Source organism: Stenotrophomonas sp. EMP41, assembly GCF_047495535.1.
GTDB lineage: Bacteria > Pseudomonadota > Gammaproteobacteria > Xanthomonadales > Xanthomonadaceae > Stenotrophomonas > Stenotrophomonas sepilia.
In genome coordinates this window covers 2,331,842-2,358,652 of sequence record NZ_CP179923.1, presented here as the reverse complement: position 1 = coordinate 2,358,652, position 26,811 = coordinate 2,331,842, and the positions used below count along the sequence as shown (strand labels likewise).

General features: G+C 66.5%; 24 protein-coding genes. 13 read left to right on the top strand and 11 right to left on the bottom strand.

What is annotated here, in order from left to right; translation table 11 throughout:
- Nucleotides 1-30: 30 nt before the first annotated feature.
- The 7 genes from kynU to asnS all read right to left on the bottom strand — a co-directional run bounded on the left by kynU (nucleotide 31) and on the right by asnS (nucleotide 5,432).
- Entirely contained in the window at nucleotides 31-1,305 is a 1,275-nt protein-coding gene (kynU, locus tag ACMGRF_RS10870; protein WP_049439545.1) for a kynureninase, read from the bottom strand.
- Nucleotides 1,306-1,465: 160 nt separating this feature from the next.
- Nucleotides 1,466-1,987 (bottom strand): 3-hydroxyanthranilate 3,4-dioxygenase, encoded by a 522-nt coding sequence (locus ACMGRF_RS10865; protein ID WP_049439577.1) that lies wholly within the window; start codon nucleotides 1,985-1,987, stop codon nucleotides 1,466-1,468.
- A gap of 19 nt (nucleotides 1,988-2,006) precedes the next feature.
- On the bottom strand, nucleotides 2,007-2,669 hold the full coding sequence (gene can, locus ACMGRF_RS10860) for a carbonate dehydratase (RefSeq protein ID WP_049439547.1): 663 nt from the start codon (nucleotides 2,667-2,669) through the stop codon (nucleotides 2,007-2,009).
- A 72-nt stretch (nucleotides 2,670-2,741) separates the two neighbouring features.
- Nucleotides 2,742-3,380: an FMN-binding negative transcriptional regulator gene (locus tag ACMGRF_RS10855; RefSeq protein WP_414485217.1), complete on the bottom strand. Its 639-nt coding sequence runs from the start codon at nucleotides 3,378-3,380 to the stop codon at nucleotides 2,742-2,744.
- A gap of 7 nt (nucleotides 3,381-3,387) precedes the next feature.
- Nucleotides 3,388-3,702 (bottom strand): hypothetical protein, encoded by a 315-nt coding sequence (locus tag ACMGRF_RS10850; RefSeq protein WP_262256777.1) that lies wholly within the window; start codon nucleotides 3,700-3,702, stop codon nucleotides 3,388-3,390.
- Nucleotides 3,703-3,707: 5 nt separating this feature from the next.
- Complete coding sequence (locus tag ACMGRF_RS10845) at nucleotides 3,708-4,007, bottom strand: hypothetical protein (protein WP_005417403.1); 300 nt, start codon at nucleotides 4,005-4,007, stop codon at nucleotides 3,708-3,710.
- Between the two features lie 30 nt (nucleotides 4,008-4,037).
- Nucleotides 4,038-5,432, bottom strand: coding sequence for an asparagine--tRNA ligase (asnS, locus tag ACMGRF_RS10840; RefSeq protein WP_049415614.1), 1,395 nt, complete (start codon nucleotides 5,430-5,432; stop codon nucleotides 4,038-4,040).
- 128 nt (nucleotides 5,433-5,560) lie between these two features.
- Between asnS and ACMGRF_RS10835 the strand changes: the two genes are divergently transcribed.
- The 4 genes from ACMGRF_RS10835 to rplI all read left to right on the top strand — a co-directional run bounded on the left by ACMGRF_RS10835 (nucleotide 5,561) and on the right by rplI (nucleotide 7,353).
- On the top strand, nucleotides 5,561-5,899 hold the full coding sequence (locus tag ACMGRF_RS10835) for a HesB/IscA family protein (RefSeq protein ID WP_019660371.1): 339 nt from the start codon (nucleotides 5,561-5,563) through the stop codon (nucleotides 5,897-5,899).
- Nucleotides 5,900-6,118: 219 nt separating this feature from the next.
- Nucleotides 6,119-6,556 (top strand): 30S ribosomal protein S6, encoded by a 438-nt coding sequence (gene rpsF, locus ACMGRF_RS10830; protein WP_006452997.1) that lies wholly within the window; start codon nucleotides 6,119-6,121, stop codon nucleotides 6,554-6,556.
- Between the two features lie 11 nt (nucleotides 6,557-6,567).
- The gene (gene rpsR / locus ACMGRF_RS10825; protein ID WP_002804494.1) at nucleotides 6,568-6,798 is read left to right on the top strand and encodes a 30S ribosomal protein S18; all 231 of its coding nucleotides are present in this window, start codon (nucleotides 6,568-6,570) and stop codon (nucleotides 6,796-6,798) included.
- 105 nt (nucleotides 6,799-6,903) lie between these two features.
- On the top strand, nucleotides 6,904-7,353 hold the full coding sequence (rplI, locus tag ACMGRF_RS10820; RefSeq protein ID WP_043398478.1) for a 50S ribosomal protein L9: 450 nt from the start codon (nucleotides 6,904-6,906) through the stop codon (nucleotides 7,351-7,353).
- Between the two features lie 130 nt (nucleotides 7,354-7,483).
- Here the strand turns inward: rplI and ACMGRF_RS10815 are convergent, their stop codons facing one another.
- The 3 genes from ACMGRF_RS10815 to ACMGRF_RS10805 form a co-directional block, all read right to left on the bottom strand.
- Complete coding sequence (locus ACMGRF_RS10815; protein WP_049415606.1) at nucleotides 7,484-7,918, bottom strand: hypothetical protein; 435 nt, start codon at nucleotides 7,916-7,918, stop codon at nucleotides 7,484-7,486.
- A 9-nt stretch (nucleotides 7,919-7,927) separates the two neighbouring features.
- Nucleotides 7,928-8,515, bottom strand: coding sequence for a DUF1963 domain-containing protein (locus tag ACMGRF_RS10810; RefSeq protein ID WP_080352965.1), 588 nt, complete (start codon nucleotides 8,513-8,515; stop codon nucleotides 7,928-7,930).
- Between the two features lie 104 nt (nucleotides 8,516-8,619).
- Nucleotides 8,620-9,207 (bottom strand): DUF1963 domain-containing protein, encoded by a 588-nt coding sequence (locus tag ACMGRF_RS10805; RefSeq protein ID WP_134709520.1) that lies wholly within the window; start codon nucleotides 9,205-9,207, stop codon nucleotides 8,620-8,622.
- A gap of 311 nt (nucleotides 9,208-9,518) precedes the next feature.
- On the opposite strand from ACMGRF_RS10805, the gene smc reads away from it, so the two are divergent.
- On the top strand, nucleotides 9,519-13,022 hold the full coding sequence (smc, locus tag ACMGRF_RS10800; RefSeq protein WP_099486643.1) for a chromosome segregation protein SMC: 3,504 nt from the start codon (nucleotides 9,519-9,521) through the stop codon (nucleotides 13,020-13,022).
- Nucleotides 13,023-13,068: 46 nt separating this feature from the next.
- On the top strand, nucleotides 13,069-13,806 hold the full coding sequence (gene zipA, locus ACMGRF_RS10795; RefSeq protein WP_014647658.1) for a cell division protein ZipA: 738 nt from the start codon (nucleotides 13,069-13,071) through the stop codon (nucleotides 13,804-13,806).
- A 65-nt stretch (nucleotides 13,807-13,871) separates the two neighbouring features.
- Here the strand turns inward: zipA and ACMGRF_RS10790 are convergent, their stop codons facing one another.
- A complete protein-coding gene (locus tag ACMGRF_RS10790) occupies nucleotides 13,872-14,996 on the bottom strand; it encodes a pyridoxal phosphate-dependent aminotransferase (protein WP_099542525.1) in 1,125 nt (374 codons plus the stop codon).
- Between the two features lie 224 nt (nucleotides 14,997-15,220).
- On the opposite strand from ACMGRF_RS10790, the gene ligA reads away from it, so the two are divergent.
- The 7 genes from ligA (at nucleotide 15,221) to ACMGRF_RS10755 (ending at nucleotide 26,747) form a co-directional block, all read left to right on the top strand.
- Nucleotides 15,221-17,692, top strand: a complete 2,472-nt coding sequence (gene ligA, locus ACMGRF_RS10785) for an NAD-dependent DNA ligase LigA (RefSeq protein ID WP_192839731.1) — start codon at nucleotides 15,221-15,223, stop codon at nucleotides 17,690-17,692.
- A 50-nt stretch (nucleotides 17,693-17,742) separates the two neighbouring features.
- Nucleotides 17,743-18,228, top strand: coding sequence for a GNAT family N-acetyltransferase (locus ACMGRF_RS10780; protein ID WP_049414872.1), 486 nt, complete (start codon nucleotides 17,743-17,745; stop codon nucleotides 18,226-18,228).
- Nucleotides 18,225-19,181 carry an EF-P lysine aminoacylase EpmA gene (gene epmA, locus ACMGRF_RS10775; protein ID WP_049414869.1) on the top strand — a complete coding sequence of 319 codons (957 nt, stop codon included), beginning with the start codon at nucleotides 18,225-18,227 and terminating at the stop codon, nucleotides 19,179-19,181. The genes ACMGRF_RS10780 and epmA overlap by 4 nt, the downstream gene beginning before the upstream one ends.
- 138 nt (nucleotides 19,182-19,319) lie before the next feature.
- Nucleotides 19,320-20,048 carry a DUF3011 domain-containing protein gene (locus ACMGRF_RS10770; RefSeq protein WP_414485216.1) on the top strand — a complete coding sequence of 243 codons (729 nt, stop codon included), beginning with the start codon at nucleotides 19,320-19,322 and terminating at the stop codon, nucleotides 20,046-20,048.
- A 47-nt stretch (nucleotides 20,049-20,095) separates the two neighbouring features.
- Entirely contained in the window at nucleotides 20,096-21,160 is a 1,065-nt protein-coding gene (gene mtnA / locus ACMGRF_RS10765; protein WP_049414866.1) for an S-methyl-5-thioribose-1-phosphate isomerase, read from the top strand.
- A 212-nt stretch (nucleotides 21,161-21,372) separates the two neighbouring features.
- Nucleotides 21,373-24,087: a DNA gyrase subunit A gene (gene gyrA / locus ACMGRF_RS10760; protein ID WP_049414865.1), complete on the top strand. Its 2,715-nt coding sequence runs from the start codon at nucleotides 21,373-21,375 to the stop codon at nucleotides 24,085-24,087.
- A 131-nt stretch (nucleotides 24,088-24,218) separates the two neighbouring features.
- A complete protein-coding gene (locus tag ACMGRF_RS10755) occupies nucleotides 24,219-26,747 on the top strand; it encodes a membrane-bound PQQ-dependent dehydrogenase, glucose/quinate/shikimate family (protein WP_414485215.1) in 2,529 nt (842 codons plus the stop codon).
- Nucleotides 26,748-26,811: the final 64 nt, after the last annotated feature.

Below are 26,811 nucleotides of genomic sequence, written 5' to 3'. Positions count from 1 at the left end.
GAACTGTCCAGCAGCAGGGGAGGGGCTGGCTTACAGGCCGGCCCAGGCTTCCACTTCCTCGACGAAATGGTGCACGTCCAGGTAGCGGTTGTAGAGCGGGGTGGGCGAGATGCGGATCACGTCAGGCTCGCGCCAGTCGCCGAGCACGCCGATGCCGCGCAGGTGCTCGAACAGTGCACGGCCGCGCTCGCGGCCACCGATCACGCGCAGCGACAACTGGCAGCCGCGGCGCTGCGGATCGGCCGGGGTAATGATGTCCAGCACCTGCGGCAGGCGTGCGCGGACCAGTGCTTCGAGCAGGCCGGTCAGCGCCAGCGATTTGCTGCGCAGCGCCTCCATGCCGGCTCGCTCGAACAGGTCCAGCGAGGCGCGCAACGGTGCCAGCCCCAGAATGGGCGGATTGCTCAGCTGCCACCCTTCGGCACCGATGGCCGGGGTGAACTGCGGTGCCATCTGGAAACGGGTGGCTTCCTCATGGCCCCACCAGCCAGCGAATCGGGGCAGGGTGGTGTCGCGATGGTGGCGCTCGTGCACGAAGGCGCCGGCAACCGCGCCCGGGCCGCTGTTGAGGTATTTGTAATGGCACCACACCGCAAAGTCCGGCGCCACGTCATGCAGGCGCAGCGGCAGGTTGCCCACCGAATGCGCCAGGTCGAAACCGATGCGCGCCCCCTGCAGGCGTGCGGCGCGGGTGATTGCATCGAGGTCGAAGGCCTGGCCGGTGCGGTACTGCACGCCGGGCCACAGCACCAGCGCCAGGCGCGGGCCGTGCTCGGCGATGGCGCGTTCGATCGCGGCCAGCGAAATCGTGCCGTTGGCTTCGTCCGGCTGCACTTCCACCAGACACTCGGCCGGGTCGAAACCATGGAAGCGGATCTGAGCTTCCACCGCGTGGCGGTCGGTCGGGAATGCGCCGGCTTCCATCAGGATCACCGGGCGCTGCGTGGTCGGCCGGTAGAAGCTGACCATCATCAGATGCAGGTTCACGCTCAGCGTGTTCATCGCCACCACTTCGCTGGGCAGCGCACCGACCACGCGGGCCAGCTGCGCGCTCACCAGGCGGTGGTAGGACAGCCACTGGGTAGGGCCGGTGAAGTGGCCTTCCACCGCCAGCTCGCCCCACTGCTTCATCACTTCCTGCACCGCGGCCTGAGCGCCACGCGGCTGCAGGCCCAGCGAGTTGCCGACGAAGTAGGTCTGCTCGCCGCCGCCATGGCGCGGAATCAGGAATTCGTTACGCATCGGACGCAGCGGATCGGCGGCGTCCAGGGCGATGGCGTGGGTGCGGCTGAGCAGGTCGGACATGGTCGGGCAACAGGCTGCAACGGGACCGCCAGTGTAGCGCTTGGCACGGCGGGACCGACGCCCGGAATGCCTGCGTACCGCTATAGCTGTAGAGCCGAGCCCGTGCTCGGCTTCGCGGCCCGGCAGCCGAGCATGGGCTCGGCTCTACAGGGGCGGGTGGTCAGCCCGCCGCCGGCACCGGCAGCGGATCCACGTGCCCGCACTGGCTGCAGGTACGCAGTTCCAGGCTGGCGTGGTAGCGCGCAAACACCTTGGGCAGGTCGGTTTCGATGTTCTGCAGCGGGAAATACTCTTCGTGCAGCTTGTGGTTGCAGCGCTCGCAGTGCCAGATCACGCCGTCCATCTCATGCGGCAGCCGCTTGCGCTCGACCACCAGGCCGATGCCCCCGGGCGGGCGCCGCGGCGAGTGCGGCACCTTCGCCGGCAACAGGAAGATCTCGCCGGCGCGGATCGGAATGTCGCGTACCGCGCCGTCCTCCTGCACCTTCAGCACCATCTCGCCTTCGAGCTGGTAGAACCACTCGGGGCCTTCGTCGTAGTGGTAGTCGGTACGCGAGTTCGGCCCGCCGACCACCATCACGATGAAATCGCCGTTGTCGATCATCTTGTTGCCCACCGGCGGCTTCAGCAGGTGGCGGTTCTCTTCGATCCAGGCGTGCAGGTTGATCGGCGGAGCGAGCATGGTGGTCATCCGTGGGGGATCAGTCGCGACGGCCCTTGCGCGGCACGAAGGACAGCGCTTTTTCATACGCTGGCTGCAGCTCTTCCAGCGAACCGACGTCGATGCCCATTTCACGCACGCGACCGTCCTTCAGGCTGTACACCCAGCCATGCACCATCAGCTTCTGGCCGCGGGCCCAGGCGTCCAGCACGATGGTCGAGCGACAGAGGTTGGCGACCTGCTCGATCACGTTCAGCTCGCACAGGCGGGCGTGCTTGAGTTCATCGTCTTCGATCGCGTCGAGGATGCCCTGGTGCTTCTGCACCACGTCACCGACATGGCGCAGCCAGTTGTCGGCCAGGCCGACGCGGGTGTTGTGCAGGCAGGCATGCACGCCGCCGCAGCCGTAGTGGCCGACGATCAGGATGTGCTTGACCTTCAGCTGGTCCACTGCGTACTGCACCACGCTCAGGCAGTTGAGGTCGGTGTGGGCGACCACGTTGGCGACGTTGCGGTGCACGAACACTTCGCCCGGCGCCATGCCGATGATCTGGTTGGCCGGCACGCGCGAATCCGAGCAGCCGATCCACAGGTACTCGGGATGCTGCTGCTTGGCCAGCTGGTGGAAGAACTCGGGGTCCTCCTTCTCGATGCGGTCGGCCCAGTCGCGGTTGTTCTGCAGCAGCTTGTGGATGTCTTTCATGTTCGGGTCCCTGGCGTCGGGTGGGGGCGCACCGCAGCCATCCGGCTGCGACGTCGCGGGAATCTGGGGTGTTCAGCCGCTGCGGGCGGCCTGTTCGCGGTGCCAGCGCATCCACTGCGCCAACTCGGTGGAGGAAGGGGTGCCCAGCTGTTCCAGTTCGGCGACCACGGCGCGCTGGTTGGCGTCGGGATGGTTCTGGCTCAGCTTCAGCTTCAGCTGCACGTGTTCGACCTGGAAACGGAAGCCGACGATGGCACGCAGTTCCGGGCCATGCTCGGCACGCGTGGCATCGAACCGCCAGGCCTGGCCAACGCTGGCTTCGAAGTGGTCGCTGATCGCACCGACCAGCCCGGCCAGCGCATCGGCATCGTCGAACGTGTGCAGCTGCCCGCGCAGCTCGGCAGCCGCATAGTTCCAGGTCGGCACCCGCGCAGCAGGCTCCTTGTCCGGGTACCAGCTGGCCGAAACATAGCCGTGCGGTCCATCGACCAGCACCTTGGCGGTGCCGCGGTGGCGCGACTGCGGGTTGGCGCGGGCCCAATGCCCGCACAGTTCGATGCGATCGCCGTCACGCCGGTACAGCACCGGCATCCGGGTCAGCTCCGGCAGGCCATCGCCGCCGGTCGTGAGCACGGTGACGAACGGGTCTCGTGCCAGCAGGCGGTCCAGCCAGAGCAGGTCGGTTTCGGCGAAGGCGCGTGGAGTGAACATGCCTGGATCAGGCGCGCGCGCCCAGCGACTGGATCATGCGGCCGCGCAGGCCCTCGTCGCTGTCGGCCTGCGGCGGCTGCACTTCGTGCAGGCTGAAGCCGCGCACCAGCGCGTCTTCCTCGTCCAGGCCGTCATACTCGACGAATTCGGCGTCGAACAGCTGCGAACGGGCGGTGTCTTCGCTGTCATAGCTCAGCGTGTTGCCATCGCTGTCGAGCACCTCAGCGGTGCCGGCCGGGCGAACGCGCAGGCGCGCCCAGATCAGGGTGTTGCCGAGGCTGGCCAGCCACCAGCTGTCGCGCGAGGCGGAAATGTCATTCATGGGGGTTACCAGAGCGAGGCCAGCCAGAGCAGGGCGGCCATGCCCAGTCCGGCCAGCAGGGTCAGCAGCGAAACCCAGGCCGGCGTCGCCAGCCCGGACAGCGAGCGGTCCGGCTGCTGGCGATAGTCGCGGCGCAGCAGCCAGGCCAGGGCATCGGGCTTGAGGAAGGCGCCGCTGCCGAAGCGCTCGGCGAGCGCCGGATGGCGGTCGCGCACGTGCACCAGGGTCAGCGGCCAGAAGATCACGAAGGCACTGAACCCGGCCACTGCAACGCCGACGAAACACAGGGCGAAGAACAGGGTCATGGGAGTCGTACCTCCGTGGTCGTGTGGGGCTTAGAAGTCCGCGCTGCCCGGGGCGCGCGGGTAGGGGATCGCGTCGCGGATGTTGGACAGCCCGCAGACGTACACCACCAGGCGTTCGAAGCCCAGGCCGAAGCCGGCGTGCGGCACCGAGCCATAGCGGCGGAAGTCGCGGTACCAGCTGTAGTGCTCGCGATCCAGGCCGAACTGGGCCATGCGCGCGTCCAGCACGTCCAGGCGCTCTTCGCGCTGGCTGCCACCGATGATCTCGCCGATGCCCGGGGCCAGCACGTCCATCGCGGCAACGGTCTTGCCGTCGTCGTTCAGGCGCATGTAGAAGGCCTTGATGTGCTCCGGATAGTTGGTCACCACCACTGGGCGGCCGACGTGTTCCTCGGTCAGCCAGCGCTCGTGCTCGGTCTGCAGGTCCAGGCCCCATTCCACCGGGAAGTCGAACTTCCTGCCGGACTTCTGCAGCAGGCTGACCGCGTCGGTGTAGTCGATGCGCTCGAACGGTGCGTTGATGAAGTCTTCCAGCTTGGTGATCGCGTTCTTGTCCACGCGCTCGGCGATGAAGGCCAGGTCGTCGCTGCGCTCGTTCAGCACGGCGCGGAACAGGTACTTCAGGAACTCTTCGGCCAGGCGTGCGTCTTCGGCTAGGTCGGCGAAGGCGATTTCCGGCTCGATCATCCAGAACTCCGCCAGATGGCGGGTGGTGTGGCTGTTCTCGGCGCGGAAGGTCGGGCCGAAGGTGTAGACCTTGCTCAGCGCCAGGCAGTAGGCCTCGACGTTCAGCTGGCCGGACACGGTCAGGAAGGTTTCCTTGCCGAAGAAGTCGCGGCTGAAGTCGATCGCGCCCTTCTCGTCACGGGGCAGGTTCACCATGTCCAGGGTGGAAACGCGGAACATCTGGCCGGCGCCTTCGGCGTCGGAGGTGGTGATGATCGGTGTGCTGATCCAGTTGAAGCCGTTCTCGTGGAAGAAGCGGTGCACGGCCTGGGCCAGGCAGTTGCGGATGCGGGTGACTGCGCCGAACAGGTTGGTGCGTGGGCGCAGGTGCGCCACTTCGCGCAGGAACTCCGGCGACATCGGCTTGGGCTGGATCGGGTAGGTGAGCGGGTCTTCGACCCAGCCGACCACTTCCAGGGCGCTGGCCTGGATCTCGAACGACTGGCCCTTGCCCTGCGACTTCACCAGGGTGCCGGTGCCGATGACCGAGCAGCCGCTGGTCAGGCGCTTGATCTCGTCGAAGTTGGCCAGGGTGTCGTTGGCCACGACCTGGATCGGGGCGAAGCAGGAGCCGTCGCTCACATTCACGAAGGCCAGATTCGCTGAACCGCGCACCGTGCGCACCCATCCGCGTACCGTGACTTCGCCGCCTTCCGGGATCTTCCCGGCAAGCGCATGTTCAACGCTGACCACCGTCATGACTTGAATCCTCTGCTGATCGACTCGATCTGTGAACACGGGAGTTTACCGGTTGCAGCGTTCTGCTTGCGAGGCATTTTTCGCAGCCACAGCTCCTTATAATGTCCCCGTACCTCTGGAGTAGCCCCATGGCCGTCAGCCTGACCCCCGTTGCCTTCGAGCGCGTGCAGCGCTTTGTCGCCCAGACCCCCGGCGCGCTGGGCCTGCGTTTCGGCGTGACCAGGACCGGCTGCTCCGGCTGGGGCCACATCACCGACCTGGCACGCGACGAGCGCGAGGGCGATACCGTGTTCGAGCAGGACGGCGTGAAGATCTATGTCGACGCCAAGAGCCTGGCGCTGGTGGACGGCACCGTGATCGACTTCGGCAAGCACGGCCTGAGCGAGACCTTCACGTTCAGCAACCCGAACGCCACCGCCGAGTGCGGCTGCGGCGAGAGCTTCACCACCGACGCCGACAAGGCCTGACGGCCGGCCGGGGCCTGATCGTTCTGGTGGCGCCCAACCCGGGTTGGCTGGGCGCTCGCCCCGGCTCAGGGCGCCAGGTGGCCCAACGGTTGCCCGGCCACCCCATCTGCGCCATAATGCGCGGCTTCCTGCCTCCCCGGCGGGAATCCTTGCCCCACCGCGGTGTCAACGGCGGGGGGCTGTCCGGCCGCAAGGCCACATCCGAAAGGTAGAAAAAACATGAGTCGTCATTACGAAATCGTGTTCATGGTCCACCCGGACCAGAGCGAGCAGGTCCCGGCCATGATCGAGCGCTACAAGTCGCTGGTCGAGAACGGCAACGGCACCATCCACCGTCTGGAAGACTGGGGCCGCCGCCAGCTGGCGTACCCGATCCAGAACCTGGTGAAGGCCCACTACGTGCTGATGAATATCGAAGCCGACCAGGCCGTTCTGAACGAACTGACCGAAAGCTTCCGCTTCAACGACGCCGTGCTGCGCAACCTGGTCATCAAGCGTGACGAGGCTGACACCGAGCAGTCGCTGATCATGAAGAGCAAGGACGAGAAGGGTGACAAGCCGGAGCGCGGTGAGCGCCGTCGTCGTGACGACGAAGAAGGCGAGTCCACCACCACCGCTGACAACGAAGCCGGCGACGACGCCGCTTCCGCCGCCTAAGGAGCCTTCCCATGTCCAAGTTCTTCCGTCGCCGCAAGTTCTGCAAGTTCACGGCTGAAGGTGTGAAGGAGATCGACTACAAGGATCTCAACACCCTGCGCCAGTACCTGACCGAGAACGGCAAGATCGTGCCGAGCCGCGTCACCGGTACCAAGTCGAAGTACCAGCGCCAGCTGGCGACCGCCGTCAAGCGCGCCCGCTTCCTGGCCCTGATCCCGTACACCGACAACCACGACGTCTGATGCCCGGCGGGGCGGCCCGGTGCCGCCCCCGCTGTGCCAGCTATTCGGACAGCCTTTGTTGCGGGGCATCGCCTCGCTAACGAATAACTTATCTGGAGCAATACCATGCAGCTGATCCTCCTGCAGAAAGTCACCAACCTCGGCAACCTGGGCGACCTGGTCGACGTGAAGCCGGGCTACGGCCGTAACTTCCTCGTGCCGCAGGGCAAGGCCGTTCCGGCCACCGAGAGCAACAAGGCCGAGTTCGAAGCCAAGCGCGCCGAATACGAAGCCAAGGCCCAGGCCATCCACGCCGAAGCTGACGCCCGCAAGGCCAAGCTGGACGGCGCGAGCGTGACCATCCCGGCCAACGCTTCGACCGAAGGCAAGCTGTACGGCTCGGTCGGCGCCCGCGAAATCGCCGATGCCTTCACCGCTGCCGGCCTGCCGGTCAGCAAGAGCGAAGTCATCCTGGGCGAAGGCGCCTTCCGCAACATCGGCGAGTACGACGTGCTGATCCACCTGCACGCCGACGTCGAGACCACCGTCAAGGTCGTCGTCGTCGCCGAAGCCTGATCCCGCGCCGCAAGGCCTGGCATCACCGCAGAACGGGCGCCCGCAAGGGTGCCCGTTTTGTTTTGGGCGATCGCCGGGTATGTAGAGTCGAGCCATGCTCGACTTGCCGTCCGTCCTGCACCACTGCTTGCTAGACAGCCTCACCCAGGAAGTAGCGTTCGAAATCTGCAAGCGCATTGGCAACGTCCATCCGTAGTTGATCGAGTTGCAGAAGTTCTCCTGCGCGATGTGCCCGTTCGATCATCATGCCGATACAGGTCGCCATATCTGCAGATACGACGGACACGAGGGCGTTCCTGTCGACGGTTTTCCAAGGCTGGCAGGCGTAGACCATATCCATGGTCAGCAGCTGCCTTTTGAGAAACAGCATCAAGCGGTCTGGTCCATCCGGTTCGAATGTCCAGATCGTCCCGGAGACCCGAAGAACGATTCCGAATTTGGTGATGGATCGAAGATAGTTCCCCTTCACATGACGCTCGAAGCAGATATTCAGTTGTCTCTGGAGCGGGGCAAAAAGGGCACCTGACGGCGAATCGCCATACTGGCCGCTGATCTGTATCTGCATGGGCGGCTCTCAAGTGGTCTGGATGACGAATCGACCGCAGTCCATCGAAGGTGAAGGAATGTTGCGATCAAGCAACAGATAACCCATTCCGCCGACCAGAATTCCTCGGTGGGTGGGTGCTGCCCGGTTCAATCGGGAGCCGTTGATCTGGAGGATGAATTCCCGTCCATCAGTGCAATCGTCCTGAAGCCAAGCGGGAATTCCGCCAATCTTGGCGATTCCGTTCTCGGCGTCATCCGGGATGGAGGCCGTGGCAGTGGTGATCAGGCGCGGATCAAAAGGGGGCGCTGCGCTGTCTGGGCCGGATTCGTGGGGTGCGTAAGCGATGACACGTCCGCCAGTCAGTAGAGCGGTTTCGATGTAGCTATCATCAAGAACGTCATAAGGCGTGAAGATTGACACGCAGAGATGCGTTTTGATGGCGACCTTCGGGGCATGCGTTTGAATGAAAGCGGCAGGCAGGCTCGCAAGATGGAGCATTGGCTTCCCATTTGCGTCGCGCGGCCAGGGGGTATCGGCAGGCAGGTACGGGGCGCCTCCCAGGAAAGCGCAGCCCAGAGCTTGGCCATAGCTTTCGAATACAAGTTCTCTATACATGGATGAGTCCTACGGTATTGAGGGTCGAGCCAGTGATGACCTGGTCTACTTCAGCCTGATGAGTCATAGCCGGCCGAGATCGGGTAACTGACTTGGCCTGTCTCTCAAGTGGTTTGAATGACAAATCGACCGCAGTCCATCGAAGGTGAAGGAATGTTGCGATCAAGCAACAGATAGCCCATCCCGCCGATCAGGATTCCTTGATGTGTCGGGGCTGCCTTATCAAGATCGAAGTCGTCGAACTGAAGGACGAACGCCTGGTCTCCCGATTCGTCATCCTGCAGCCAGTAAGGCCGTCCACCAATTTTCGAAGTTCCGTGAGGTGTTTCGCCCTCCCTCAGCGCCATCCCGGCACAAATGCGGAGTGGCCCAATCGGCGCGCAGGGAGAGTCTCTTGGTTCATTCCCAGACCAGTGAACGACCACGCGACCGCCCTGGTCCATGGCTTCTTCGAATCTCTGCTCGCCCGAGGTGATATATGGCGTGAACACCGAAATGCTCAGCCCATGCGCGATGTACAGTCCGGCGACGTGGCTTCGAATGAATGCGGCTGGAAAACTGGCCAGGTGAAGCAGTGCGTGTCCATGGAGGCTGGTTGGCCAAGGGGTACGGGCATCCAGCCAAGCGGTCCCGCCGAGCACGGGAGCGGTCATCGCGTCGTTGGCGGGGGTAAATAAAAGCGGTCGATGCATCCCCCCATCCTGCACGGCTTCTGATGTGCAGGGCTGTGCTTCGGTCCAACAATCAATAAATATCAATGACTTGCGATTTGATCGGTGGCTTGGAAATCCGTCGCCCCAGGCGCAAAGCGACATCTGGACCCATTTCAAGCGCGCTCCGAGCCGGTCATCCCGCCCGTGGAACATTCGCGCCGTTATACTCATTCCATTGTGTCACCCTTGGCTTCATTGAATTCTTTTGAAATCAATGGCTTGAGGTGCTGGCTGACCTGACATCCACAATACGGACGCCCTCTGGGCGCCTGTTGGAACCCAATCACGCCATGCGTCTTTCCACGATCAAGCTGTCCGGCTTCAAGTCGTTCGTCGATCCGACCACCCTGCACCTGCCGACCAACATGACCGGCGTGGTGGGCCCCAATGGCTGCGGCAAGTCGAACATCATCGATGCCGTGCGCTGGGTCATGGGCGAGAGTTCGGCCAGCCGCCTGCGTGGCGACTCGCTGACCGACGTGATCTTCTCCGGGTCCAATGCCCGCAAGCCGGTCTCGCAGGCCACGGTCGAGCTGATCTTCGACAATTCCGACCACACGATCTCCGGCGAGTACGCCTCGTTCAACGAAATCTCGGTCAAGCGCACGGTCAGCCGCGACGGCACCAGCAACTACTACCTCAACGGCACCAAGTGCCGTCGCCGCGACATCACCGACCTGTTCCTCGGCACCGGCCTGGGGCCGCGCAGCTACTCGATCATCGAGCAGGGCATGATCAGCCAGATCATCGAGGCGCGCCCGGAAGACCTGCGCGTCTACCTGGAAGAGGCGGCCGGCATCTCCAAGTACAAGGAGCGCCGCAAGGAGACCGAGACCCGCATCCGCCACACCCGCGAGAACCTGGACCGGCTGGGCGACCTGCGCGATGAGATCAGCAAGCAGCTGGAGCACCTCAAGCGCCAGGCCAGGCAGGCCGAGCAGTACCAGGCCCTGCAGGAAGAGCGCCGGGTCAAGGATGCCGAGTGGAAGGCCCTGGAGTTCCGCGGGCTGGACGGTCGCCTGTCGAAGCTGCGCGAAGGCCTGTCGCAGGAAGAGACCAAGCTGCAGCAGCTGATCGCCGACCAGCGCGACGCCGAGGCCCGCATCGAGACCTCGCGCGCGCGGCGCGAAGAGGCCGCCGACGCGCTGAACACCGCGCAGGCTGCGGTCTACCAGGTCGGCAGCACGCTGGCGCGCCTGGAACAGCAGATCCAGCACCAGCGCGAGCTGTCGCAGCGCCTGCACAAGGCGCGCGATGAAACCCAGCAGGCGCTGGCCGAACTGGGCCAGCACATCAGCGGCGACGAGGCCAAACTGAGGGTGCTGCGTGAGGCGGTGGAGGCCGCCACTCCGCAGCTGGAAGAACTGCAGGAAGAAAACGAGATCAAGCAGGAAAGCCTGCGCGAGGCTGAAGAGCGGCTGGCCAGCTGGCAGCAGCGCTGGGAACAGCACACCTCGCAGAGTTCGGAAGCCTCGCGCGCCGGCGATGTCGAGCGCACGCGCGTGGACTACCTGGACAAGCAGATCCTCGACGCCGACCGGCGTCGCGAGGCCCTGGCCGCCGAACGCGCAGGACTGGACGTGGACGCGCTGGAAGAAGCCTTCGAGCAGCTGCACCTGCAGCACGACAGGCAGAAGGCCGCGCTGGATGAATTGAGTGAAGACGTCGAGCTGCGCAAGCAGGGCGTGGCGGCGGTGCAGGAACAGCAGCGCAATGGCCAGAACGAACTGGCCGAACTGCGCAAGCAGGCCAACGGCCTGCGCGGTCGCCTGGCCTCGCTGGAAACCCTGCAGCAGGCCGCGCTGGGCCAGGAGCAGGGTGCAGCCGTGGCCTGGCTGAAGGCACGCGGCCTGGATTCGGCGGCGCGCGTCGGCGAACGCCTGGACGTGGATGCCGGTTGGGAAAACGCGGTGGAAAGTGCGCTCGGCCAGCTGATCGAAGGCGTGCTGGTCGATGACCCGGGCAGCCTGGTCAACGCCCTTGGCGAACTCGGCGACGGCCACATTGCGCTGGTCGCCAGCGCGGATGCCGAGGTCAAGGCTGCACCGACGTCGCTGGCCGCACGCGTGCGTGGCCCGGCGGCGATCCGTCGCCTGCTCGCGCACCTGCATGGTGCCAAGGACCTGTCCGAGGCGAAGGCCCTGCAGGCCAGCCTTCCGGAAGGCGATTCGATCATCACCCAGAGCGGCGAGCGCCTGGGCCAGGGCTGGCTGCGCGTGTCGCGCTCCGGTGCAGCCCAGCAGGGCGCGCTACTGCGCGAACGCGAGATCAACGAGCTGCGCGAGCAGATCGAGCAGCTGCAGGACCGCGAGGCCGAGCTGGAAGAACAGCTGGCCGGTTTCCGCGAGCAGCTGCAGGCGGCTGAACAGCAGCGCGAAGACGCGCAGCGCGCGCTGTACCAGGCCCACCGCGCGGTGTCCGAGCTGGCTGGCCAGCTGCAGGGCCAGCAGGGCAAGGTAGAGGCTGCACGCACGCGCATCGACCGCATCGAAGGCGAGCTGAAGCAACTGCAGGAAACGATTGAAGCCAACAACGCGCAGGCGCGCGAAGCGCGCTCGCGGTTGGAGAACGCGGTCAGCAGCATGGGTGATCTGGAGTCGACCCGGCAGCGGCTGGAGGGCGAGCGCCGCCAGCTGACCGAGGCGCGCGACCTGGCCCGCGATGCTGCCCGTGCAGTGCGCGAGCGCTCGCATTCGCTGGCCCTGACCCTGGAATCGCAGCGTGCGCAGCTGGCCTCGTTGAGCCAGGCGCTGGAGCGCATGGGCACCCAGCGCGGGCAGCTGGATTCGCGGCTGGGCGAGCTGCATTCACAGCTGGACGAAGGTGATTCGCCGGTCGAATCGTTGCAGGCCGAGCACCAGAATGCACTGGAAGAGCGCGTGCGCGCCGATCGCGTGCTGACCGAAGCGCGTACGTTGCTGGACGGCATCGACGCCGAGCTGCGCAATTACGAGCAGACCCGTCACCAGCGTGACGAACAGGCGCTGGCCCAGCGCGAGCGTATTTCGCAGCGCAAGCTGGACCAGCAGGCGCTGGTGCTGAGCGCGGACACCCTGCAGGCGGCGGTGGAAAAGGCCGGCTTCGTGCTGCAGGACGTGCTCAACGCACTGCCCGAGGATGCGCGCCTGGGCGACTGGGAGCAGGCCGTGCATCAGATCGACGCACGCATGCGCCGGCTGGAGCCGGTCAACCTTGCGGCCATCCACGAGTACGGCGAGGCTTCGCAGCGCTCGGATTACCTGGATTCGCAGCACACCGACCTGACTACGGCGCTGGAAACCCTCGAGGATGCCATCCGCAAGATCGACCGCGAGACCCGCGGCCGTTTCAAGGACACCTTCGACCGCGTCAATGCTGGCGTGCAGGCGCTGTACCCGCGCCTGTTCGGTGGCGGCCACGCCTACCTGGAGCTGACCGGTGAAGACCTGCTCGACACCGGTGTGACCATCATGGCGCGCCCGCCGGGCAAGCGCGTGTCCAGCATCTCGCTGCTGTCCGGCGGCGAGAAGGCGATGACGGCAGTGGCGCTGGTGTTCGCCATCTTCCAGCTGAACCCCGCGCCATTCTGCCTGCTGGACGAGGTGGACGCGCCGCTGGACGAAGCCAACGTCGGCCGGCTGGCCAACATGGTCAAGGAAATGAGCGAGAAGGTGCAGTTCCTGTTCGTCAGCCACAACAAGGCGACGATGGAGGCCGCGCACCAGCTCTCGGGCGTGACCATGCGTGAACCGGGCGTCAGCCGCCTGGTCAGCGTGGACCTGGAAGAAGCCGCGCGATTGGCGGGCGCGGCCTGACGTGCCATCCTAGTTACCTGAATGAACTAGCCGGAGAACCTATCGAATGTCCGACACGGCACTGTTGCGCATCGGCATCCTGGCCGCCGGCCTGCTGTTGATCGCCGCGATCTTCCTGTTTGGCCGTCCGAAGAAGAAGCCCCAGGGACGCCGCGTGGAAAGCGCGGAACCGGCCAGCGGCGAGCGCCGCGAACCGGTATTGGGCGAGGACGGCGTTGTCGTGGCCGATGGCCGCGTCGAACCGGGCATGGGCACGGAAGGCGAACAGGCCGAACTCGGCCTGGGTGATACCGACCCGGGCGCCAGCGATCTCGGCAAGCGCGCCACCCAGGATTTCGACAAGATCGTCTCGCTGTTCGTGGCCGCCCGTGCCGGCGAGCAGCTGCGCGGCGAAGACATCGTGGTGGCGGCCGAGAAGACCGGCCTGGTATTCGGCCACATGAACGTGTTCCACCGCCTGGTGGAAGGCCACCCCGAGCGCGGCCCGATCTTCTCGATGGCCAGCATCATGAAGCCAGGCAGCTTCGACATGGCCAACATCCGTGCCATGGAAACCCCGGCCATCGCCTTCTTCCTGACCCTGCCGGCGCCGCTGACCGCGCTTGATGCCTGGGAGAAGATGCTGCCGACCGTGCAGCGCATGGCCGAGCTGCTCGATGGCGTGGTGCTGGATGACAGCCGCAATGCCCTGGGCCGCCAGCGCATCGCGCACATCCGCGACGAGCTGCGTGCCTACGACCGCCAGCACCAGGCACCGCCGCTGACCAAGACCCCGCGCTGGTAAAGCCTGTTGTGCCGGCCAACGGTCGGCACCCACCCCGGTAGATCCACGCCATGCGTGGATCGGGTCTACGCCGGTACGCCGGCCACCTTGGCGAACGCACGGCGGAATGCGGCCATCTCGTCTTCGGTGCCGACGGTCACGCGCACGCGCTGTGGCCAGATCGGCCAGCTGCGGCCAATGATCACGCCGTTGTCCGCCATCGCCCTGGCAAAGGCGGCACCGTCGCGCTGCACATCCACCACGAAGCAGTTCGCTTCCGACGGCACGCAGCTGAAACCACGCTTGCCCAGCCACGCGATGGTGGCCTGCCGCACCTTGGCATTCTGCAGGCGGCGCTGCGCGATCAACTGGGTATCGTGCAGGCTGGCCAGTGCGGCGGCCAGTGCCGGCACGGGCAGGGGGTTGTCACCCAGGCTGGCCAGTTCGCGCAGGCGGTCGGGATGTGCGGCTGCCACGCCCAGGCGCAGGCCGGCCATGCCGTACAGTTTGGAAAACGTGCGCAGCACGATCAGGTCGTCGCGCTGCGTCACCTGGGTGATCAGGCTGGCCTGCTCGCTGTACTGCAGGTAGGCCTCGTCGACCAGCACGCGGGTGGAGGCGGGCTTGTGGGCCAGCAGCCAGGCGAGCTCATCCGGTGGGCTGATCGAACCGGTCGGGTTGTTCGGGTTGCACACGTACAGCAGCCCGGTCGGGCGCGCGTGCGCGGCGGCGACCATTGCACGCAGGTCATGTGCGCCGTCGTCGCGCAGCGGCACTTTCTGCACGTGCGCACCATGTGCGGCAGCGACCTCGCCCAGGGTCTCGAAGGTGGGGTCGGCCACCACCAGTCCCGCCTGCGGGCCGGTCCACAACGTGGCGGCGCGGTTCAACGGTTCGCTCGAGCCCGGATAGAGGCGCACATGGTCGGCCGGGATACGGGCCTGCTCGATGAAGGCATCGCGCACCTGTGCCGCCAGGGCGAAGCGGTAGCGGCCGCAGCTGGCGATGCTGTCGCGCGCCGCCTGCTGGGCAGCGGGGGAGGGGCCGTAGGGGCATTCGTTGAAGTTCAGGAGTACCGCGCCTTCGGCAGGGGCCGCACCGACGGTGGCCGCGGATTGGGCCTGGCCACGCAGCGGCAGGCCGCTGCCGGCGACGGCAAGGCTGGCACCGGCCAGCTGCAGGAAGCGTCTACGGGAGTCAGGCAGGGTCATGGGCAGGATTCCGATGGGGCCGTCGCACGCTAGCGCCGACGTGAGCGGGCGGCAAGGTGCTTTTTGTGGCGTCGAGCCATGCTCGACTACAGACGTGCCAACCAAGGTTGGCACCTACCGGAGCGGGGAGTGCCCGTCGAGCACGCTCGACGCTGCAAGGGCGGGGCGTTACAGGGCCTGACGGCCGGGCGCGGTAGAATCCCCGGCCATCCCAGAACCACCGGATTCCGATGAGCCCCAGCCCCGCCGAACGCGCCGAAGATCTCCGCCGGCAGATCGCCCAGGCCAACCGCGCCTACCACGAGCTGGACGCGCCGGAGATCGCCGACGTCGACTACGACCGGATGGTGCGCGAGCTGGAAGCACTGGAGCGCGAACATCCCGAACTGGCCCGGGCCGACAGCCCGACCCAGCAGGTCGGTGCGCGTCCTTCCGGCCGCTTCGCCGAGGTGCGCCATGCGGTGCCGATGCTGTCGCTGTCCAATGCGTTCAGCGACGAGGAAGTGGCTGACTTCGTGCGCCGCATTGACGAACGCCTGGGCCGTCGCAGCCTGCAGTTCTCGGCTGAGCCGAAGATGGACGGCCTGGCGATCAGCCTGCGTTACGAGGATGGTCATTTCGTGCTCGGCGCGACCCGCGGTGATGGCAGCACCGGCGAGGACGTGACCGCCAATCTGCGCGAGATCAGCGACATTCCCAAGCGCCTGCACGGCAAGGACTGGCCGGACGTGCTGGAGGTGCGCGGCGAGGTGTACATGGCCCGCGCCGATTTCGAGGCCTACAACGAACGGGCGCGCCTGCACGGCGGCAAGGTGCTGGCCAACCCGCGCAACGCGGCGGCCGGGTCGCTGCGCCAGCTCGACCCGAAGATCAGTGCGCAGCGCAGGTTGAGCTTCTTTGCCTACGGTACCGGTGAAGTGCAGGGCGGCGAGCTGCCCGATACCCATTCGGGCACGCTGGCCCAGCTCGGCGCCTGGGGTTTCCCGGTCAGTGCGCTGTGCAAGGTGGTGGAAGGCACGGATGGTCTGCTCGGCTACTACCGCGATATCGGCGAGCGCCGCGACGGCCTGCCGTTCGATATCGACGGCGTGGTCTACAAGCTCGATGACCGTGCCGGCCAGCAGGCGATGGGCTTCGTCTCGCGCGCACCGCGCTGGGCCATCGCGCACAAGTTCCCGGCGCAGGAGCAGAGCACGACGGTGGAGGCGATCGAGATCCAGATAGGCCGCACCGGTGCGGCCACACCGGTCGCGCGGCTGGCACCGGTGGCCGTGGCCGGCGTGATCGTGTCCAATGCCACGCTGCACAACGCCGACCAGATCGCACGCCTCGACGTGCGCATCGGCGACAGCGTGATCGTGCGCCGCGCCGGCGACGTGATCCCGGAAGTGGTCAGCGTCATCCTCGACCGGCGCCCGCAGGGCACCACGCCCTGGCAGATGCCGACGCGCTGCCCGGTGTGCGGCTCGGAGATCGTGCGCGAGGAAGGAGCGGCCGCATGGCGCTGCTCGGGTGAGCTGTCCTGTCCGGCGCAGCGCAAGGAAGCCATTGCCCATTTCGCTTCGCGCCGCGCGATGGACATCGACGGCCTGGGCGACAAATACATTGAAACCCTGGTCGACGCCGGCATCGTCAAGAGCGTGGCCGACCTGTACCGGCTCAGTCGTGACCAGCTGCTGCACCTGAAGCTGGTGCTGGACGCTGAAGATCCCTCGGCGCTGGCCGCCGCACTGAAGCTGCACCTGCCGGCCGAAGGCAGTGGCGCGGTGCTCAATGCGGTGCTCAGGCTGGACGGCAACGATCCGGGCTGGCGCGCGCAGGCGCTGGCGCAGCCGGCCCGGTTCGAGTGGAACACGAAGAAGATCGCCACCAAGTGGGCCGACAACCTGATCGCGGCCATCGACGCCAGTCGTGCCGCCACGCTGGAACGGCTGCTGTTCGCGCTGGGCATCGAGCACGTGGGCGAGAGCACGGCCAAGGCACTGGCGCAGTGGTTCGGTGACCTGGAACTGATCCGCCACCTGCCGTGGCCCTTGTTCAAGCGCGTGCCGGACATCGGTGGCGAAGTGGCGCGGTCGCTCGGCCACTTCTTCGAACAGCAGGGCAACCAGCAGGCCATCGATGACCTGCTGCAGGTCGGCCAGGTCCGCATCAGCGATGTGCACGCGCCCAGCGCCAGGCTGCGCGAGGGGCTGGATCTGGCGCAGCTGTTGGTCGAATCAGAGATTCCCGGCATCACCCGCCTGCGCGCGGAAAAACTGGTGGCCGCGTTGCCCGGTGCGCAGGCGGTGCTCGACGCCGAGCATGGGCAGTTCGTCAACGCCGGCCTGCCGGACGACACTGCGCGCGGTCTGGCCGACTGGCTCGATGCCGATGGCCATGGCGCGATGCTGCTGGCAGCCGAGAAGGCGATGCAGCAGATCCTGGCCAAGGCACCGGCGCTGGCCGAGATCGTGGCCGGCCCGCTGGATGGGCAGACCGTGGTGCTGACCGGCACCCTGGCCCAGCTCACCCGCGATGCCGCCAAGGAGCGCCTGGAAGCGCTGGGTGCCAAGGTCTCCGGCAGCGTCTCGAAGAAGACCAGCTTCGTGGTGGCCGGTACCGAGGCCGGCTCCAAGCTGGACAAGGCGCAATCGCTGGGCGTGCCGGTATGGGACGAAGACCGCCTGCTGGCTTATCTGGCCGAACACGAGTGACGATCCCGCCGGGTGTCACCGCGCCCGGCATGAAACACAAAGGAACACCGATGCAGACCGCCCCGCTGGATTTCCGCCTGGCCACCCGTGCCGACGAGGAGTTGTTGATCGCGCTGATGCGCGAGTTCTACGCCGAAGACAGGATCGACTTCGATGACGCGCGCGTGCGTCGCGGCGTGGGCGCGCTGCTGGCCGATCCGCGCAATGGCGAAGTGCTGTTGTGGCTGGACGAGGCGGGCGAGGTGGTCGGCTATGCGGTGATCGCGATGGGCTTCAGCCTGGAGCAGGGCGGCCACTTCATGCTGCTGGACGAGCTGTACCTGAGCCATCGCGCGCGCGGTCGTGGCCGCGGCAAGCAGGCGCTGGCCATCTGCGAACAGCGCGCTCGCGGTCGTGGCGTCAGCCGCCTGCGCCTGGAAGTGAACCACCACAACGAACTGGCACGCCGCCTGTACCTGGCCAGCGGCTACATCGACGATACGCGCGATCTGCTGACCCTGCCGCTCGACCATCCGCGCCCGGAGGGCATCCTGTGAGCGAGGCCCTGCTGCGCGCGCTGCAGCAGCGCGCCGCGCTCAATGCGCTGGTGCGCCGCTTCTTTGCAGAGCGCGATGTGCTCGAGGTGGAGACGCCGATCCTGTCGGTCGCGGGCAACACCGAGCCGAACATCGACAGCTTCCATACCGACTTCACCGGGCATGTCGATGCCGGCGGACGCCGCCGCTGGCTGCGCACCTCGCCGGAGTATCCGCTCAAGCGCCTGCTCGCTGCCGGCGTGGGCGACTGTTACGAATTGGGCCGGGTGTTCCGCAATGGCGAGGCCGGTGGTCGCCACAACCCGGAATTCACCATGCTGGAATGGTATCGGGTCGGTTGGGACCACCATCGGCTGGTACAGGAAACCGCCGAGCTGATCGGACAGGCGCTGGCCCTGGTGGGACGCCGTGCGACCCTGCGCGTGCTGAGTTACCGCGAGCTGTTCCAGCAGCACCTTGGCGTGGATCCGTTCGAGGCGGATGAGTCCGCGCTGCGTGCCGCGTTGGGCGAGGTGCACATTGACCCGGTCGGATTGACCCGTGATGACTGGCTCGACCTGCTGATGACCCATCGTATCCAGCCGCATTTCGATGACGCGGTCATGACCGTGGTGCATGACTGGCCAGCCAGCCAGGCCGCGCTGGCACGCATCCGCGCCGGCACGCCGCCGCTGGCCGAGCGTTTCGAGCTGTACCTGGGTGTAGTGGAACTGGCCAACGGCTATCACGAACTGAACGACGCCGACGAGCAGCGTGCCCGCTTCCAGCGCGACCAGCAGCGCCGCCACGAACGTGGGCAGGTGCAGCCGCCACTGGATGAAGCGCTGCTGGCGGCGTTGCCAGCGTTGCCGGCCTGTGCCGGCGTGGCGCTGGGGGTCGACCGCCTGCTGATGGCGATGAACCGCACACCGCGCATTGCAGATGTGTTGGCCTACGACTTCGCCCACGCGTGACCATCACGCGTTGCTGAACATCCCAGGCTGAACGAAACGCGGGTTCTGCGCGCTTGCGTCGGTAAGCGGGATGATGCTTTTATCACGGCCAATGCCGGACACTGGCATGCAGTTCATCCATTCCTGCTGGGGAAGGCTTTGGTCAAGTGGTTTGCGGTTGTCGCTGCACCGATGTACTCCATTGCGCTCTGGGGTGCCTGGCTGCCGTCGCCGGCGTCGGCCCAGCAGGTGGGCTACGACGATGAAGTGGTGACCTGCGAGTCCCGCGACATGGGCTGGGTGCACTGCGATATTGATGTGGCCAACGGCGTCGATCTGGTGCGCCAGCTGTCCAGCAACAGCTGCATCCGCGGCAGCGAGTGGGGCACCGACCGCAGCGGCGTGTGGGTCACCCTGGGCTGCCGCGCCGAGTTCCGTGCGCGCCGTGCGCAGGGTACGGCACCTGCGGCAACGGAAGGCAAGCGCCTGGTGCGCCGCGTGGTGCGCTGCGAATCCAATGGCCGTCCGCAGAGTTGCCCGGTACGCCTGGATGGCGCGCCGGTGCGCCTGCTTCGCCAGTTGTCGGTGCTGCCGTGCCGGGAAGGCCAGGGATGGGGCTACAAGCGCAATGAAGTCTGGACCAGCCGTGGCTGCCAGGGCGATTTCGAGGTGGCCGACGAGGACGGCCGCTTCGTCGATGTGCCGCGCCGCCTGACCTGCGAATCGAAGTCGAAGAAGCGCCGCTTCTGCGGCGCGAGCATCTCGGTGGGTGCTGTGGTCTCCGAGCAGCTGTCCAGCACGCCCTGCGAGGAAGGCAGCACCTGGGGCTGGAACCGCAACGGGATCTGGGTGGACGGCGGCTGCCGCGCCGAATTCTCGGTGAATTGAGCCGGGGCAGGCTCCAACCACGCGGGGCGTGGCCCTACAATGGGCCCATGAACACTGCCTCCGACATCGACTACGCCCGTTACGACCACATCCGCCCGATCCTGTGGACCGGCGATGCCTTGCAACTGCTGGACCAGCGCAAGCTGCCGTTCGTGGTCGAGCACGTGGTCTGCCATGACAGTGACGAGGTTGCCAGCGCCATCCACGCGCTGACCGTGCGTGGCGCGCCGGCGATCGGCATTGCCGCTGCCTGGGGCGTGGTGCTGGCCGCGCGCGAGGTGCAGGCCGCAGACGGTGCGCACGCGCTGCAGCAGCTGGAACCGGCACTGCAGCGCCTGAACGCATCGCGCCCCACTGCGGTCAATCTGGCCTGGGCGCTGGCACGCATGCGCCGTTGCCTGAACGCTGCCGGCGCCGACTGGAAGGCGTCGCTGGAGTCCGAAGCGCAGGCCATCGCCGAGGAAGACCTGGCGGCCAACCGCCACATGGGCGCACTGGGCGCTGGCCTGATCGAGGCCGGCAGCGGTGTGCTGACCCACTGCAATACCGGCTCGCTGGCCACCGCCGGCTTCGGTACCGCGCTGGGCGTCATTCGCGCCGGCATGGCCCAGCACCGCATCGCCCGCGTGTTCGCCGGCGAGACCCGGCCGTGGCTGCAGGGGGCACGCCTGACCGTGTGGGAGCTGCAGCAGGACGGTATCGATGCCACCCTGATCGCCGACTCGGCGGCCTCGCACCTGATGAAGACCGGTGCCGTGCAGTGGGTGATCGTGGGCGCAGACCGCATCTGCGCCAATGGTGATACCGCCAACAAGATCGGCACCTACCAACTGGCCATTGCCGCGCGCCACCACGGCGTGAAGTTCATGGTGGTGGCGCCGTCCTCGACCGTGGACATGGAAACCGTGGACGGCAGCCAGATCGAGATCGAGCAGCGCGACCCGGGTGAGCTGTATGGCGTGGGCGGTACCCGCACCGTGGCCGAAGGGATCGCCGCCTGGAACCCGGTGTTCGACGTCACCCCGGGCGAGCTGATCGACGCCATCGTGACCGAGCGCGGGGTGATCCTGAACCCGACCGCCGAGAACATGCGCGCCGCCTTCGGCGGCTGAGGCGCAGGGGAGGGTGGCGCGACCGCCGCCCCGGTAGTGCCGGCCGCTGGCCGGCAACTCCCTAAGTTCCTGATTTGTGCCGGTAAAATCCCCGTAAAGGGAGGCGGAAAACGGCCTGTTGTGGTAGTATCCACAGGTTGAATCGAGGTTCCGGCGCGACCGCCCACGGGCGAATGCGCCGGACTGGACCGCTACCAGACAACGGAACCCGAATGGCAGAAACCGCCAAGGAAATCATCCAGGTCAACCTGGAAGACGAGATGCGCAAGAGCTACCTCGATTACGCCATGAGCGTGATCGTGGGCCGCGCGCTGCCGGATGCGCGCGACGGCCTCAAGCCGGTGCATCGCCGCGTGCTGTACGCGATGAACGAGCTCAACGCGCACAGCAACAAGCCCTACTTCAAGTCGGCGCGTATCGTCGGTGACGTCATCGGTAAGTACCACCCGCATGGCGATCAGTCGGTGTACGACACGCTGGTGCGCCTGGCACAGCCGTTCTCGCTGCGCTACATGCTGGTCGATGGCCAGGGTAACTTCGGCTCCATCGACGGCGACTCCGCCGCGGCCATGCGATACACCGAAGCGCGCATGTCGCGCCTCGCGCACGAGCTGATGGCGGACATCGACAAGGAAACCGTCGACTTCCAGCCCAACTACGACGAAAAGGAACTGGAGCCGACGGTCATGCCGACCCGGTTCCCGAACCTGCTGGTCAACGGCTCGGCCGGTATCGCGGTGGGCATGGCGACCAACATCCCGCCGCACAACCTGAGCGAATCGATCAACGCCTGCATTGCGCTGATCGACAACCCGGAGATCGACGTCGACGGCCTGATGGAGTACATCCCGGGCCCGGATTTCCCGACCGCCGGCATCATCAACGGCACCGCCGGCATCGTCGCCGGCTACCGCACCGGCCGTGGCCGCGTGCGCATCCGTGCCAAGGCCGATATCGAAGTGGCCGACAACGGCCGCGAATCGATCATCGTCACTGAAATTCCTTACCAGGTGAACAAGGCGCGTCTGATCGAAAAGATCGCCGAGCTGGTCAAGGAAAAGAAGATCGAAGGCATCAGCGAGCTGCGCGATGAGTCCGACAAGGACGGCATGCGCATCTACATCGAGATCAAGCGCGGCGAATCTGCCGAGGTTGTGCTGAACAACCTGTACCAGCAGACCCAGATGGAATCGGTGTTCGGCATCAACATGGTGGCGCTGGTCGACGGCCGCCCGCAGTTGATGAATCTGAAGCAGATGCTGGAGGCGTTCGTCCGCCACCGTCGCGAAGTGGTCACCCGCCGCACCGTGTTCGAGCTGCGCAAGGCGCGCGCCCGTGCCCACGTGCTGGAAGGCCTGACCGTCGCGCTGGCCAACATCGACGAGATGATCGAACTGATCAAGACCTCGCCGAACCCGAACGAAGCCCGCGAGCGCATGCTGGCGCGCGTGTGGGAGCCGGGCCTGGTCGGTGCGATGCTGGGTGCCGCCGGTGCCGAAGCCTCGCGCCCGGAAGACCTGCCCAAGGGCGTCGGCCTGGTCGAGGGCGGCTACCAGCTGACCGAGATCCAGGCCACCCAGATCCTGGAAATGCGCCTGCACCGCCTGACCGGGCTGGAGCAGGACCGCCTGACCGACGAGTACAAGCAACTGCTGGAAGTGATCGCCGGGCTGATCCACATCCTGGAAGATCCCGACCGCCTGCTGCAGGTGATCCGCGAGGAGCTGGTCAACGTCAAGGCCGAGTTCGGCGACGAACGTCGCACCGAAATCCGCCACAGCGAAGAAGACCTGGACATCCTGGACCTGATCGCGCCGGAAGACGTGGTGGTCACCGTGTCCCACGCCGGCTACGTGAAGCGCCAGCCGGTCAGCGTGTACCGCGCGCAGCGCCGCGGCGGCCGTGGCCGCAGTGCGGCGGCGACCAAGGAAGAGGATTTCATCGAACAGCTGTGGCTGGTCAACACGCACGATACGCTGCTGACCTTCACCAGTTCGGGCAAGGTGTTCTGGCTGCCGGTCTACCAGCTGCCGGAAGCGGGTTCCAACGCCCGTGGCCGTCCGATCATCAACTGGATTCCGCTGGAACCGGGCGAACGCGTGCAGGCCGTGCTGCCGGTGCGCGAGTACGCCGACGGCCAGTTTGTGTTCTTCGCTACGAAGAACGGTACGGTCAAGAAGACCCCGCTGGGCGAGTTCGCCTTCCGTCTGGCCCGCGGCAAGATCGCGATCAACCTCGATGAGGGCGATGCCCTGGTCGGCGTCGGCCTGACCGATGGCCAGCGCGACATCCTGCTGTTCGCCTCCAACGGCAAGACCGTGCGCTTCGGCGAGGACAAAGTCCGCTCGATGGGCCGTACCGCAACTGGCGTGCGTGGCATCAAGATGCCGGCCGGCGAGGAAGTGGTCAGCCTGATCGTGGCCGAAAGTGCCGGTGGCATCGAGGACGAGAACGAGGACGACAACGGTGTCGAGGAAGCCGCCGCCACGGGCGATGCGGTGATTGACGGTGCCGATGACAGCAGCGTGCAGTACATCCTGACCGCCACCGAGAACGGCTACGGCAAGCGAACTCCGCTGCCGGACTACCCGCGCAAGGGCCGTGGCACGCAGGGTGTGATCGGCATCCAGACCACCGAGCGCAACGGCAAGCTGGTCGCCGCAGTACTGATGGGCTCCCGCGACGAAGTCCTGCTGATCTCCGACGGCGGTACGCTGGTGCGTACGCGTGGCTCGGAAATCAGCCGCGTCGGCCGCAACACCCAGGGCGTGACCCTGATCCGCCTGTCCAAGGACGAGAAGCTGCAGGCGGTGGAGCGCATGGATGCCTCGATCGACGAGGACGAGGACGAGGTGGCAGTCGCCGCCCCGGCCACGACCGACAGCGCCCCGGCTGCGGCCAGCAGCGAGGACGCCGCACAGGAGTGATCCTGCCGCGAGCTTGAGGCACCCGACGACGCCGGCCCTGTGCCGGCGTTGTCGTATCCGGATGCCACGCATACGCGCGCGCTTCACGCAGGCGGTGGGATAACGGCGCATGCTGCCCCCGGAGATCGACGATGTCCGCCACGCCGCAGTCCGCTCCTGCTCCCGTCCGCGCCTCCCGGCATCCTCTCGTTACCGTGCTGTCGCTGCTGCTGGTCGTGCTCGGCCTGGTCATCGGCGGGCTCGGCGCGTGGCTGCTCAGCCTGGGCGGGTCGGCGTACTACGCCATCGCCGGGGCCGGCCTTCTGGCCAGTGGCCTGTTGTTGTTCGGCAATCGCCGCAGCGGCGCGCTGCTGTATGCGCTGGTGTTCGTCGGCACGCTGCTGTGGACCTGGTGGGAATCGGGCAGCGACTACTGGCGCTGGGTGCCGCGGCTGGGCCTGGTGACCGCGCTCGGCATCGTGCTGGCGCTGCTCGCGCCGACCCTTCGCGAACCGGTTTCAAAGCGCCTGTCGCGCAGCGTGGCGGGCGTCCTGATGCTGGTGTTCGTCGCTGCCTTCGGGTTGGCGTTCGCACCGCATGGTGAAGTGGACGGGCACCAGCCGTTCCCGGAAGGCGCAGTCAGTGCCGGGCTGGAACCCACGCGGGATACCACCGGCCTGCAACCGGCCGACCAGCCTGCCGAGGGAGACTGGCCGGCGTGGGGCCGCAGCAATGCTGCCACCCGTTATTCGCCGCTGCAGCAGATCACCCCGGCCAACGTGGGCACGTTGCAGCTGGCCTGGCAGTTCCGCACCGGTGACCTGCCGAAGAAGCGCTGGGGTGCGGAAACCACGCCGCTGAAGATCGGCGACCGCCTGTACCTGTGCACTGCCCGTAACCGCCTGATCGCGCTCGACGCCGCCAGTGGCAAGGAAGTGTGGCGCTTCGATCCGAAGGTGAAGGACGCTTCGATCCCGTACACCGCCGCCTGCCGCGGCGTGAGCTACTACGAGCAACCGGCGACGCCGATCCTGGCCGATGCCACGCTGGCCGATGCCGCGGCCGATCTGGCGTTGCCCGAGCCGCCGCCCAGCGTGAGCCGCCGCGCCGCGCCGGGCAGCCGTCCGGCCTGCTGGGCACGCATCATCGAAGGCACGCTGGACGGGCGCATCATTGCAGTGGATGCAGACAGCGGCCGTCCCTGCGCCAACTTCGGCAACAACGGCCAGGTCGACATCACCCTGGGCATGGGCGAGGTCCCGCCGGGCTATGTTTCGATCACCTCGCCACCGGCGATCGTGCGTGGGGTGATCGTCACTGGTCACCAGGTGCTGGATGGGCAGCGCCGCGATGCACCGTCGGGCGTGATCCAGGCCTACGATGCGATCACCGGCAAGCTGCGCTGGGCATGGGACATGGACCAGCCTGAACGCAGCGGCCTGCCGCCGCATGGGCAGACCTACACGCGCGGCACGCCGAACATGTGGACCACGGCCACCGGTGATGAGGCGCTGGGGTTGGTCTATCTGCCGCTGGGCAATTCCGCAGGCGACTACTGGAGCGGCTCGCGTACCGAAAGCCAGAACCGCTATTCGACATCGCTGGTGGCCCTTGATGTGGCCACCGGCAAGCCGGCCTGGCATTTCCAGGCCGTGCGCAAGGACGTGTGGGACTACGACCTGGGTTCGCAGGCCAGCCTGATCGATTACCCGACGGCGGCGGGCAAGGTGCCGGCGATCCTGTTGCCGACCAAGCAGGGGGACCTCTATATCCTCGACCGCCGCACCGGCCAGCTGCTGACCGCTGCCGAAGAGCGCAAGGTACCGGTGGGTGGGGTCGAGCCCGAGCAGCGTTCACCCACCCAGCTGTTCTCGCTGTACCACACCCTGCGTCGCGAGCATGACCTGACCGAGCTCGACATGTGGGGCATCACCCCGATCGACCAGCTGGTCTGCCGCATCCAATTCCGCAAGGCGTATTACGAAGGTTTCTACACGCCGCCGAGCAGCGAGCGCCATTCCATCGAGTATCCCGGCTACAACGGCGGCTCGGACTGGGGCAGCGTGTCCATCGACACGCGACGCGGCGTGATCGTGGCCAACTACAACGATATGCCCAACTACAACCGGCTGGTGCCACGTGCGGAGGCGGACCGCAAGGGCTGGGTGCCCCGTGAACAGGTGCGCGCCGACAAGGGGAGGGGCGAGGGGGCCGGCGACCCGCAGGTCGGCACGCCGTACGCTATCGACGTCAACGCAGGCTGGCGCCTGCCGTTCACCGGCCTGCTGTGCAAGCAGCCGCCCTATGGCGGCATCCGTGCCATCGACCTGCGCACCGGCAAGCTGCTGTGGGATCGGCCATTTGGCAGTGCGCGCGGCAATGGTCCGTTCGGCATCCGTTCCGGCCTGCCGATCGAGATCGGCACGCCGAACAACGGTGGTTCGGTGGTGACCGCGAGCGGACTGATCTTCATCGCTGCGGCCACCGATGACCTGCTGCGCGCCATCGACCTGAAGACCGGCAAGGAGCTGTGGCATGCCAAGCTGCCCGCGGGCGGGCAGGCCACGCCGATGGTGTATGAACAGGACGGACGCCAGTTCGTGGTGATCATGGCCGGCGGCCATCATTTCATGGAAACCCCGAACGGCGATTACGTGATGGCCTTCGCCCTGCCGAACTAGCGATCGCCAGCCTGAACACGCACGCGGGGCTGTGACCGCTGTCGCTGAAGTTGCGCTGGCGACC